The organism is Acinetobacter sp. 'aerobic (ED)', assembly GCF_904886855.1.
In the GTDB taxonomy this organism is placed as follows: Bacteria; Pseudomonadota; Gammaproteobacteria; order Pseudomonadales; family Moraxellaceae; genus Acinetobacter; species Acinetobacter courvalinii.
The window spans coordinates 214,018-226,366 of record NZ_CAJHGI010000002.1 but is presented as its reverse complement, the minus strand read 5'-3'; the positions used below and the strand labels follow the sequence as shown (position 1 = coordinate 226,366).

The window sequence follows — 12,349 nt, the reverse complement described above, 5'->3', positions numbered from 1 at the left end:
ATTAAATATATGCGTCAACTACAACTGGATATAGAACCACAACTCGATGCTCGAATCAGTGATTTTTCGGGGCCGGGTTGGGGGCCTGTGGTTGATGCAGTCAGACAATTACATGCGGGTTTGGTCAGCCGATTCTATGTCTATGGCGGAGCTGGAACAGGTAAAAGTCATTTGCTTTCTGCAATCTGTGATTCTTATCTGGAGCTAGGCCGGCCTGCAATTAAAGTCTCGCTACTCGAATTATTAGATGCACCGATCGAAGCAATTACTTCTTTAGAGTTTTATGATCTGGTTGCACTGGATGATATTGATGCGATTAGCGGTGTACCGCATTGGCAAAAAGCGGTTTTCCATTTGATGAATAATCATGAAGGTCAGTTGGTGTTTTCCTCTCGGGTTGCGCCGATTGAATTAAAACTGGAACTGCCTGACCTTCAGTCAAGATTAACCCAAGCAGTCAGTGTTAAAGTCCCGAATGGCAGTTCCTATATTGACCGTCAAGCCTTACTTCAATCGGTAATGACCCGCCGCGGTATTCATTTTGACCAGCAGATTGTCGATTATTTATTAAGTAATGGTCCACATCAGGCCTCAATATTATTACAAACATTAGCCCAACTTGAAAAAATGTTAAAAGGCGAAAAAACCAAGCTATCCAATACCACTCTTAAGCAAATTTATGCCTTGATAGATGAATATCGCCAATAGTATAAAATTTCTTGAGTAATTTTGAGAGCTATGACAAAGTACGCACAAAGGAATGTGGTTGCAAACACCTAGTTTGTAAAATTAAAAAAATGAAAAACATGAAAGGAGATCGGTATGCTCAAACGGACGCTTGCCTGTACTTTATTGGTGATGACTGGGCACGCTTATTCTGCGGATATCCAAGTCAACACATTAGCTGATGACGAGAATTATACCGGTTGTTCTCTGCGCAACGCCGTAGAGTTTTTAAATAAAAGAAGTCAAAAAGAATTCGAGAATGGTTATCGCGGCTGTGGTGATAAAGATTCAAGCAGTACAATTATTCTGCAAAGAGATAAAGAATATACATTAAATTCGGCAATTCATATTAAAGCAGGCATGGCTATCATGACTGCTCCAAGTACTGACTTTAATAATAATCAGAAAGGTCTGCATAATGCCACCATTAAAATGGCAGGGAACGATCGTTTATTTGTCATTAATGATGAGAATGTTGAAGAAACCTTGGTACCTGTAATTTTTATGGAGATAAATTTAAAGGGTTCTGGTTATAAAATGATCGATGGTGGGTTGATTTTTAATAGAGAGGCACTCAGCCTTCAGTATTCTCGTTTAATGGGAGGAAATGCAGTTCGAGGTGGCGCAATTTATAATGCAGGTACTGTAATAGATGAACAAAGAACAGCAAGTATCTTGAATATCAGTAATAGTTTGCTACAAGGTAATAAGGGGGATCAAGGCGCAGTCATTTATAGCGAAATGCCTTTATATTTAATTACGCAATCTGTGATTCGTGATAATGAAGGTGCAAAAGGGGAAACTGGCGCCTTACTTTACTCACAAACAGCATTTACAGATAAGACAACAGCGCAGGTGCTGGCTTCCCGTGTATCAGGTCTGCGCAATAGTACTGTTTTTCATAATAAAGGTGGCTATATAGCGAATATTCGTGGTGGGATGTTGTTAAATAACGTCACAGTGATTAAAAATGCTGCAGGATTATTTTTACAGGCACCGATGAGAGAGGTTTCAACCACGACAGATGGTAAAACCACGACAAAACCGGAACCAAGTGCTTATATTTCCAATAGTATTATTGTTGCAAATGAAGCAAATAACTGTGCCAGTTCTGCCGATGATGAAGCGGTTATACAAAGTAATTTAATTACCCCGGAATGTGATCGTAATGCGCCAAGTGGTAGCCCTAACTTTTTCATAGGAAATAATAAACTCATCGCAGGTGGCACTAATGATGAAGGCGAATGTGCTGCACCTCCTGCAGATGGCCTGTTATGCCCATATTACACACCAAAAGATCAAATGTTAGGTTATTTTAAGCCACGTTTATTGATGTCATATACCAAGCTCTCAGACTCTTTAATTGTGAACAAAGGGCGCATTTATAGTGATGGAACAACTGCTGGTTTTGCAAAAAGTTGTGAAGGTTCGGATCAGCGCGGTAAAAGCCGCAGTGGCTATGATGAATTGTGTGATCTGGGAGCAATTGAGCTAGTGATTAACCGTGCTGAAGTTCCTATTGCCGGGGAGGATATTTTATATGGAGAGATTGCCAAATTTAGTATTACTGATAGCTTGTTAGATGGAGAACTGCTTGATCCTGTTTCATGTGAAAAAGTTCTGGGTAAGCGTCAGGATGGTCTACCATGGCAACCAGGTTGTCTGGATATTCAGCAAAGACAAACACCATCCAAAGGTAAGTTAAGCATTGATCAGCAGGGCAATATTACATATGTACCCAATGGAAATTGGCACGGGTCTGATGAATTTAATATGCGGGTGATGACGACAACAACCCGTTTTAATGACATCTCAAATTATTACATTACGATCCCAACCACGATTGTTCAAGCTCCACCTAATAATTTTCAAAGTAAAACTGTCAATGTTGGTGGAGGCAGTTTTGGCATAGGTGCAATTTTTGCATTATTCGGGCTAATTGGATTACGTCGCTTTAAATCATAATCAGGGATGATGAGATGAAAAACTATAAAAAAACTTTGCTTGCGACCTTGGTGCTTGCGACGATGCCGCTTTTTGCAGCAACAAGTAGCGCGCCAATTCAGGTCACAACTTTTGTAGATGAAGATGGTGAAAATAACTCTGCCTGTTCATTACGAGAAGCACTTAAAACGGCAGCGGACAGAAAGTCTTATGGTGGATGTCAAGTCACAGATACTTCACCCGCTACCACTAAATCAATTCAATTAGATGCAGGTACTTATGTACTCGATAGAGAATTGACCCCAAAGATTGATATTGTGATTTTGGGTAAAAGTCCTGTTGATTGGGAAAAAAGAAGTATTATTACTAATGATTATCCTGCACAAACAGCATTAAAGACCACAATCGATGTAAAAGGAAAAGGCCGGATTTTCAATACCACAGGTAATAATAGTTCATTAACCTTGAATGATATCATTTTGAAAAATGGCAAAACCTCAGATCGTGGGGGAGCGATTTATGCAGGGGGCAATGTCAATTTACAAAACACTCAAATCCTAGATGGTCAGGCAGCGATCAGTGGAGGGGCAATCTTCTTGGCTGGGCCATCTTCCTCATTAAATATTAACAGTGGTCTACTGAAAAATAATAAGGCACCATTAGGTAGCCTACTTGCGATGAGTTGTATTAATGATAACGTGTATTCCAAACGGAATATTGAAGTAAAGGCGAGTAGCCTTATTGCAAATGGTGCAGCTAATTCAAGTAGTATGCTGGAGTTTTGTGGAGAACCTGTAGCTTCATTGAGCGCAAACACGATCGCTCAGAATACGGCTAGCTTATCAAATGGTAGCTTGATTAAGTTTACAGGTGATACTCAGGCAGGTACTACGCCTACAAATACTTCTAGTATTTTAAGTAACTTAAGTAGTATCAATTTACTTAGTAATACTATTGTGGAGAATAATGCTTACTCAGCTTTTCTATATGATAAGTTGGGATTGAAAGTCTTAAGCTTCAATGTGCTGGCCTATAATAATGGAGGTTATTCTTGCCGTTATTTGTTAGGAAACGTCACTGAAGAAAAGGATGTAGATATCGTCCCACTTTATAATGCAATCCCTTTGAGCGGAGCGAGTAAGTGTGATTTACCGACGCTGGCATTACCTGATAAGCATACCAATAAGGATATTAGTAATTTTAACATCCGTACGCTTTTAACTACCTTACAACCCGAATCAGAGTCTACAGCTTTCTTATCCTTATATTATCCGGTAGATACCAAGTCGAACACAGATTTGCTGAATACAGGTGTTACTGGTTGTAGTGCAAAAGATCAGCGCAATATTGCGCGTATTACGGATGGAACTTTACATTATGACCCGGACTCACGAAATTCCTGCGATATCGGTTCCGTAGAGTTGATGAAATTGACGGCGGGGGATGTCACTGATGTCTCCAATATTTCATTAACGACATTAGTCGCAAATTATAAGAACCAGCTAGACTTCTTTAACGATCTTGTTAAGCAGCCAAATAATCCTGATTTCTTAACTTATTATAAGGTGCGTGCTCAAGAGTACAAAAACCTGTATGAGAAGACCAAGAGTACTTTAAAATATAGAGCGATCTATATTGATTTAAAAAATTATCAGTTGCCGATTCCCCAAGAAACTCAGCAAGCTGATGGCACTTCTAAATTAGCATTCTTTAATAAACAAAATTATATTGTTACAACCAAGCCTTTAGGGAAAGGGCAAATCAATGCTGATGTTGAAAATATAGATGAGAGTGACGCTAAAAATCTGGTTTGTGAATGGAATGAAGATTTAGAGCAAATTATTTTCTATCGTAAAGATGATGGTATTACGCAAGCAGGTGATAAAATTTTCTGCAAATATACCATTCAATATCGAGCAGATTCTTCAATTCACTCATCTGGATTGATCAGTGCAGCATTTTTAAATATCGCCCCAGAGGCAAAAGATACCTCAGTCACGTTAAAGTATCAGAAGAAAGAAAAAGTTGCAGTTAATTTGCTGAACTTTGCCAATGATTATGGGGATATGGGAGAGGGTGGAAAAGGTCCGGAAAGTAACCCGAATAAGCCGCAATTCTGGAGAAATGCAGATGGGATTGAATTACCAATACGATTGTCCAATGTCCCATCAGAAAATATTAGTGTTACTGCTGATCGTAAAGGCCCTTGTCCCGAGCCTGATCAGCAGGAAACCTGCTATGGCGGCAATATCTATGTTCAGGAAATAAATATTTTTAACCCCTTCAATTATTCATTTAATTATCAGGTTTATGATGCGGAAGGTTTAATTTCAAATACAGCGAATGTGAAAATTATAAGTACAGGTACGACCTCAGATGATACGCGTAAAGCTGGTGGGGGAGGCGGTAGCTTTGGTTTCTACTCACTGCTGGGTTTGTTTGGTCTATTAACTTATCGTCGATTGAAAAAGTAAGTCAAAAAAAGAGCGCCAAATTAGGCGCTCTTTTTTTAGAAAAGAAATTAAAAATCAATGTTCAGCATACTTACTTAAATATTCTTCGCGGATATTGACGCGTTCTTCGGTACTCGCATTTTGCATGCGTTTACGCAAGGTGGTGCGTTCCTGAGTACTCATTTTCTGCCAGACATCACGCATTTTCTGTTTTTCATCTTCCGGCAGTTGAGTAAACCATTCCATTCTTTGCTGGAGCTGTGAACTTTGTGTGGTTGGAATTTCCTTTAACGACTGATAGCGTTTAATTAAAACGCGTTGTTCTTCAGGGGTTAAATCATCCCATGCTTCTTCAGTCGTCGGTTTATTCTGTTTGGAAAAAATCCAGAAACGTTCTGAACCTGCAAAACTGGTTTGCAATAATCCAAGCGTACACACAACAAGTGCTAATCTTTTAGCTGCCATGTGGAACTTTATCCTCACCTAGAACCAGTAACATTTCCATATCTTCAACCATCTGAGGTGAAAGTTTGGGATTCACCACCACCTGATTCTGTGGTTTATCGATTAACTGTAAAGAACTTGGCAATACGGCAATGCCCATAATCGCGGCTGCAAAGGCAAAACCTGTCATTTTCCAGATACTGTAATAAGAGGTTGGTTTCTTTTGTACGGTATCTAAAACATGATTCATCACCCGCATTTTATTGTGGTGCTGCTCTCTTGCAAGTTGATCAAGTTTGGAAGTCACTTGTTTAGCGAACTCATCTTTTTTCATCTGATGATCCTCCCGTATGTGGATTTAAGTGCTCTAAGGCAATTCTGAGTCCCTGAATTGCACGGTGATAATGTGTTTTTACACTACCTTCACTACAATCCATAATTTGCGCTGTCGTCATCGTATCAAAGCCTTCCCATGCTCTTAACATGAACGCTTGTTGCTGACGGACCGGTAGTTGATTGATTGCGGCCTGAATTTCCTCCATAGTCACTTCCTGATCAAGGAACTCAAATGGATTTGGAGTTGATTCATCGACTACATCAATGATTTCTTCGTCATCGTCTAAACTGATCTTTTTAAATAATGAGAATGGACTTGCCCGACGAGCCTCCTTTCTTCTCCAGTCCTGGAGCTTATTATTCAATATGGTATAGAACAGGGGGTACCATTCATCGGTACTTTTATCGGCATAGGATTTATGCAATGAAATAAAGGCTTCCTGAACCAGATCCATTGCAATACCTTGTTGTCCCTGTGTCGCACTTTCCATCATCACAAGCGCACGACCAGTCACGTCTTGCATAAAGAAACGCAGACGTTGTTCAACCGTACTACGATCAGTACCGTTTTCTGTTCGAGCCTGTTTAGGTGCTAAATCCATAGAGATGGAAAATCCTGTCATGGATACCCACCATTATTATTTCAATTCATTAATCATATAACGTTGAAAATGGTGGGCGCGTTGACAACTTAAGCAATTATTTTTAGTAGTGTAATAGATTTTCCCAGTAAAAAACGCGTATTTAAAATAAAATAACGTTTTACTGACGTTGGCGCACCATTTCAAAGAAGCAGACTGAACCCGCAATTGCAACATTTAAAGACTCTTGACCACCCGGCTGAGGAATTGTAACCGCCTGGGCATGTTTTAGAGCGTAGTCACTTGCACCTTGGCCTTCATTACCCAGGATCCATACACAAGGTTGGGTTAAATCTTGGGTGTATAAACTGGTTGAACGATGTGAGCTGGTTACAAATACAGAAATTTGAAACTTTGGCAATAGGTCGTTGAGTTGGAAATTTTCAAAACAAGTCAGACTGAAGTGTGCTCCCATACCCGCACGTAACACACGCGGTGACCATAATGAAGCCGAGCCTTGCGTACAAATTACCTGTTTAATATTGGCAGCTGCCGCAGAACGCAACAGTGTACCGACATTTCCTGGATCCTGAACATTTTCAAGAATGAGTGTATCTGCTTTAAAATCAATGGTCACTGAGCTTTTTGGAAGATCAATAATGGCCAAGCAGGGCAAGGTTGTGCCTAGAGTACTCAAATCTTTATAGAGTACTTCGCTAATGACAAAAATATGCCCTTGGTGTAATTCAATCACCTGTTGTAACTCTGGGTGATTGAGAGCCTGTTCAGTGGTAAAGAGAGAAAAGATTTTTTTCTGCTGTTGTAACCAAGCCAGGCAAAGATGAGTACCTTCCAGAACCGTTTGCTGATGTTTTTTTCGGGCGCTGTTCAGCTCGATCAGCCCACGCAAATGTTTGATCTTTGCATTGTCTTTTGATTCTAAAAAAATAACCGCCATAAGATAAACATCCAAAAGGGCATTATAAATGGATGATAATGCCCTGATTTTAAAATTAATTAGTGATAGCTGGTAACGCGTTCAACTTCATTTTTCGAACCAATAATCACTGGAACACGTTGGTGGAGTTCGGTTGGTTGAATATCCAGAATACGAACACGGCCTGTTGTAGAGGCACCACCAGCCTGTTCAATCAACATGCTCATCGGATTTGCTTCATACATCAAACGTAAACGACCTGCTTTTTTAGGGTCTTTCAAGTCATAAGGATAAAGGAAGATACCGCCACGGCATAAGATACGGTGAATGTCACCCACCATGCATGCAACCCAACGCATGTTGAAGTCTTTTTCACGCACCGAAGTTTTACCCGCAAGTAACTCATCAATATAACGTTTTACCGGATTTTCCCAATGACGTTGATTAGACGAGTTAATGGCAAATTCTTGTGTATCTGCTGAAACCTGAACTTTTTCAGAAGTTAACAAGAAGCTTTGTGTCGTCGGGTCAAAAGTAAAGAATACAACACCAGCACCAACAGTCAGTGCGAGCATGGTTGAAGGCCCATAAAGTACATAACCGGCAGCAACTTGCTCAGTCCCTGCCTGCATAAAATCAGCAGCTTGGGTGACTGCATTTTTTGCTGGAAGGATAGAGAAAATGGTACCCACACACATATTGATGTCGATATTGCTTGAACCATCTAATGGGTCAAATAACACCAGATATTTACCATTTTCTTGAGCAGGGGTGAAGTCATCCAGCTCTTCTGAAGCCAAGCCACCTACCTGTGGATGTGCTTTCAATGCATCAATCAGGTAATCATTTGAAATGACATCTAATTTTTTCTGGGTTTCACCTTGGACATTTTCGTTGCCCGCGCTGCCTAAAATACCTGCTAAAGCACCTTTTTGTAAGGCTTGGTCAATGGTCTGGCAGGTTGCTGCAATTGTTTCAATGACTTGTGCCAACTCTGGAGTCAAATTCCCGTTTTGTTGTTCTAGGTATTGGGTCAAAGTAAGGTTTGACATATTGAATAGCTCCGATTTAGCCGTGTCAAAAATTGATAAAAATGAATGTGGCTATTCTAGATGAGATCGTCCAAAAATAAAAATTATCTTACTTTATTTATGTTGCTTTTATGATTACAACTAGGCCATTACATGCTATGTTGCATAGATACTAAACAGGATGTTTGGAGGCTAAAGATGACAACCAAAAATTTTGAGGCAACGCCCACGCCAAGTGAACCCATTAACCTAGATACGATTTCCAAAGAAAATGTGAAGGATGCATGGAAAGAGTATGAGGCCAAGCCAGAATATAAAGAGTTTAATAAGCATGATTTGATTGAGTCGATGCAAAATAAGCCTGACGCTCAATCCTCATCTTAAGCAATGAAATAAAAATGCTCACATGAAGTGAGCATTTTTATTTACAGCGAAACCACAATTATTTTAATAGTGGTGGAACTGCTTCGTAGTTAATTTCTACACGGCGGTTTTCTTTCCATGCAGCTTCGTCATGACCTGCATTTACTGGAGATTCTTTACCGTAACTAACTGCTTCAAGCTGTTGCGGATTCACACCATTGGTGATCAAGAAGCTTTCAACGGCTTTGGCACGACGCTCACCAAGTGCCATGTTGTATTCACGTGTACCGCGTTCATCAGTATGACCTGTAAGGGCAACACGAGAGTTCGCATTTGCAACCAGGAACTGGGCATGGGCTTGTAATGTTTGATAATCTTCGTTTGATAAATCACTGCTGTCATAGTTGAAGTGAACAACACGTTTTGCCAAGAATGCTTTATTGGCAGCAGTTACGCCTTTTGAAGAAGCGCCAGCAAGGTTTTGTGCATTTAAAGCAGCATCTTCACTTAAACCGTCAGTGCTGACTGATGATGCGCCATTCGGATTTGTGCCTGTGGTAATTTCAGCAGCAGGTTTACGGCTTGCACAACCCGTGAAAACCAGTGTCGCAGCAATCAATGGCAGCGTTAGATATTTAATGTTCATATGATTCTCCAATCAATTAAATTTATTTTGGTGCCCAAGCAGGTTCACGAACTTCACCTTGTTCGCTTGGTAAATTCATGCGGAAACGACCATCAGTAGACATGACTGATAAAAGACCACGGTTTCCTTCACGCGTTGCGTAAACCACCATTTGACCATTTGGCGAGAAGCTCGGTGATTCATCTAAACTGGTTGGCGTGAGAATATTGGTGATGCCTGTATTAATATCCTGAATCGCAACTTTGTAGTTACTGCCACTTGGACGATGCACCAGGGCAATCTTTTTACCGTCCGCGCTTAAGGTACCGCGCGCATTGAATGCACCTTTAAAGGTAAGACGCTTGACTGAACTGTCATCGAAGCTATAGCGGTAAATCTGTGGTGAACCGCCACGATCCGAGGTAAAGATGAAAGATTTGCCATCTGGTGAGTAGCGCGCCTCAGTATCAATCGCAGAGTCATTGGTCATGCGTTGTACTTGGCGGGTACTTAAATCCATTTGATAGACTTCAGGGTTGCCATGCATCGATGCAGTAAATAGCATTGATTTACCATCTGGCGAGAAACTCGGTGCACCGTTTAAACCACGGAAGCTGGCTAGCACTTCGCGCTGGCCAGTCGCTAAATCCTGTAGATAAATTGCAGGTCGTTTGGTTTCAAAAGACACATAGGCAATTTTCTTGGCATCAGGTGTCCAGGCCGGAGAAAGGATCGGATCACGTGATGACAGAACTGTTTTAGGTTGTTCGCCATCCGTATCTGCAATTTGCAGGGTATAACGTTGTGCAGGAGTCGCCTGATTACGTAATACATAGGCAATACGACCGCTAAAGTCACCCGCGATACCGGTTAAGGCCTGATAAATCGTATCACTGATCAGGTGGCCTGCCTGACGCACACGTGAACGAGGCACAGTCAGGACTTCATTTAATAGATATTGTTGTTTTTGTACGTCGTACAACTGGTAGTGAATTTCAAATGTATTGGCATCCACAGCCTTCATTTGGCCCACGACGACATAAGGCACACCCGCAGTTTGCCAATCGCCTGCCTGTACCTGATTAAGGCTGGCAGTTGCAGGTAGGTTTTGAGATGCACTGGTAAAACGGCCTGAACGATTCAAGTCGCTTTCCACAATTGGATAGATCGCATTGTCATTAGCAAATGGAATGATCGCGATTTTTGGTGCTTGTTCAGGTGCTTTGGCAATTTCTAGATGTAATTGAGCAAAAGTTGCAGTAGGAACAACTGTGCTAATTGCAGCGAAAACTGCTAAAGAGAGGAGGTGTTTACGAGTCTTGTCCATAGTTACAATTACTTGCGTCGTATTTTTGTGGCTGTTGATTATTTAACACAGTTATAGGCTTTGTGCTATTAAAAGCCTATAACGTTAACTATTCATTACTATTTTGCAGTAAAACTTGAAGTAAAGCTTCTTGCCTCACGGCGTGCAACAGGATCATCTGGCATTGGATAAGGTGCAGCAGCACGAACCGCAGCTTCTACACTTGCTTTCACGTCTGGATCGCTTGCAGAAACAACAACAGATAATACAGCACCGCTATCGCTCAAGGTAACACGTGCGCTGGCACGCTGACCTGATGAACCCGATGGCATATTCCAGGCACGATAGATTTTTTGTTCAAAATCACGTTTGGCTGTTGACGCAATACGTTTTGCATCGGCTTTTTTCTGAGCTGCATCCTGTTCCGCTTTTTTAGCAGCAGCGGCTTTTGCATCGGCTTCTGCCTCAGCTTTACGTTTCGCGTCTGCCTCAGCTTTGGCTTTTGCATCGGCGTCGGTCTTGCGTTTGGCATCGGCATCAGCTTTTGCTTTGGCATCTGCATCAGCTTTACGTTTGGCGTCGGCCTCAGCTTTACGTTTGGCGTCTGTATCAGCTTTGCGTTTGGCATCGGCATCCGCTTTACGTTTCGCGTCTGCATCAGCTTTGCGTTTGGCATCGGCGTCAGCTTTTGCTTTTGCATCGGCATCAGCTCTGCGTTTGGCATCGGCGTCAGCTTTGCGTTTGGCATTTGCGTCAGCTTTTGCTTTCGCATCGGCATCTGCTTTACGTTTCGCATCTGCGTCGGCTTTGCGTTTCGCATCCGCGTCAGCTTTACGTTTCGCATCTGTATCAGCTTTGCGTTTAGCATCTGCATCCGCTTTGGCTTTTGCATCTGCGTCGGCCTTGCGTTTGGCATCTGCCTCAGCTTTACGTTTCGCGTCCTGCTGAGCTTGAAGCTTGGCATTTTCAGCCGCTTTCTGCTGTTTGAACTTGGCATCTTGCTCTGCTTTCTGACGAGCTTTAGCGTCTGCTTCAGCTTTCGCATTTTGTTCAGCTCTGCGTTTTGCTTCAGCTTCATTTTTAGCTTTTGCATCGGCTTGGCGTTTTGCTTCAGCTTCATTTTTTGCTTTCGTATCGGCCTGACGTTTTGCTTCAGCATCTGCACGTTGTTTTTGTGCTTGTGCTTCTGCAAGTTTACGTTGTTGTTCCTCTTGCTGAGCGCGAGCAGCTTCTTCAGCTTTACGTTTTTGTTCAGCTAATTTTGCCTGCTGTGCTTGTGCTGCCTTTTGCTTCTCGGCTGCAAGTTGTTGAGCCGTTGGTGGTGGAGGGGCTACAGGAATATTTTCAGGTAGGCTCGGATCTACATTCGGACTGACCACTTCTGGTGCCTGTTTGTCAGCCGTGACCTGTTGTTCAGGCTGCTGTATCGATGAAGGTAAATCTTCTGGCTTCACCAAAATAGTGGTGAGTTTTTTAGGCTCTTCTGGTGGTTTACTCAAGCCTAAAAACAGTAAGCCAACAATCGCGATTGCATGCACACCGAGTGTGAAACCCAATGCAATCGCATTTTGTTTAAAAGGCGGCTCTTGAAATTTTTTCATAG

At 41.8% G+C, this 12,349-nt stretch carries 12 protein-coding genes; 4 read left to right on the top strand and 8 right to left on the bottom strand.

The annotated features are described in order from the left end of the window. The first annotated feature begins 9 nt into the window (after positions 1-9). The 3 genes from JO943_RS04595 (at position 10) to JO943_RS04585 (ending at position 5,144) form a co-directional block, all read left to right on the top strand. Positions 10-708 (top strand): DnaA regulatory inactivator Hda, encoded by a 699-nt coding sequence (locus tag JO943_RS04595; protein WP_004771428.1) that lies wholly within the window; start codon positions 10-12, stop codon positions 706-708. A 114-nt stretch (positions 709-822) separates the two neighbouring features. Then, a complete protein-coding gene (gene rbtA / locus JO943_RS04590; protein WP_202740100.1) occupies positions 823-2,691 on the top strand; it encodes a rhombotarget A in 1,869 nt (622 codons plus the stop codon). 14 nt (positions 2,692-2,705) lie between these two features. Continuing rightward, positions 2,706-5,144 carry a CSLREA domain-containing protein gene (locus tag JO943_RS04585; protein ID WP_202740099.1) on the top strand — a complete coding sequence of 813 codons (2,439 nt, stop codon included), beginning with the start codon at positions 2,706-2,708 and terminating at the stop codon, positions 5,142-5,144. A 54-nt stretch (positions 5,145-5,198) separates the two neighbouring features. Here the strand turns inward: JO943_RS04585 and JO943_RS04580 are convergent, their stop codons facing one another. The 5 genes from JO943_RS04580 to JO943_RS04560 form a co-directional block, all read right to left on the bottom strand. Continuing rightward, positions 5,199-5,588: a DUF3106 domain-containing protein gene (locus tag JO943_RS04580; protein ID WP_005284567.1), complete on the bottom strand. Its 390-nt coding sequence runs from the start codon at positions 5,586-5,588 to the stop codon at positions 5,199-5,201. Next, positions 5,578-5,901: a hypothetical protein gene (locus JO943_RS04575; protein ID WP_005229427.1), complete on the bottom strand. Its 324-nt coding sequence runs from the start codon at positions 5,899-5,901 to the stop codon at positions 5,578-5,580. Before JO943_RS04575 ends, JO943_RS04580 begins: the two co-directional genes overlap by 11 nt. Then, positions 5,888-6,505, bottom strand: coding sequence for an RNA polymerase sigma factor (locus tag JO943_RS04570; protein WP_004771436.1), 618 nt, complete (start codon positions 6,503-6,505; stop codon positions 5,888-5,890). The genes JO943_RS04575 and JO943_RS04570 overlap by 14 nt, the downstream gene beginning before the upstream one ends. 160 nt (positions 6,506-6,665) lie before the next feature. Continuing rightward, positions 6,666-7,442 (bottom strand): TrmH family RNA methyltransferase, encoded by a 777-nt coding sequence (locus tag JO943_RS04565; protein WP_202740098.1) that lies wholly within the window; start codon positions 7,440-7,442, stop codon positions 6,666-6,668. Between the two features lie 59 nt (positions 7,443-7,501). Further along, entirely contained in the window at positions 7,502-8,473 is a 972-nt protein-coding gene (locus JO943_RS04560; protein ID WP_005229430.1) for a class 1 fructose-bisphosphatase, read from the bottom strand. Between the two features lie 177 nt (positions 8,474-8,650). Here JO943_RS04560 and JO943_RS04555 point away from each other — a divergent pair, with 177 nt between their 5' ends. After that, a complete protein-coding gene (locus JO943_RS04555; RefSeq protein ID WP_005229431.1) occupies positions 8,651-8,836 on the top strand; it encodes an NF038105 family protein in 186 nt (61 codons plus the stop codon). 58 nt (positions 8,837-8,894) lie between these two features. On the opposite strand, the gene pal is transcribed toward JO943_RS04555, so the two are convergent. From pal to tolA, 3 genes are all read right to left on the bottom strand, one after another. Next, a complete protein-coding gene (gene pal, locus JO943_RS04550) occupies positions 8,895-9,461 on the bottom strand; it encodes a peptidoglycan-associated lipoprotein Pal (RefSeq protein ID WP_005229441.1) in 567 nt (188 codons plus the stop codon). Between the two features lie 22 nt (positions 9,462-9,483). Further along, on the bottom strand, positions 9,484-10,767 hold the full coding sequence (gene tolB, locus JO943_RS04545) for a Tol-Pal system beta propeller repeat protein TolB (RefSeq protein WP_005229443.1): 1,284 nt from the start codon (positions 10,765-10,767) through the stop codon (positions 9,484-9,486). 98 nt (positions 10,768-10,865) lie between these two features. Next, positions 10,866-12,347 (bottom strand): cell envelope integrity protein TolA, encoded by a 1,482-nt coding sequence (gene tolA, locus JO943_RS04540; RefSeq protein ID WP_202740097.1) that lies wholly within the window; start codon positions 12,345-12,347, stop codon positions 10,866-10,868. Between the last annotated feature and the right edge of the window lie 2 nt (positions 12,348-12,349).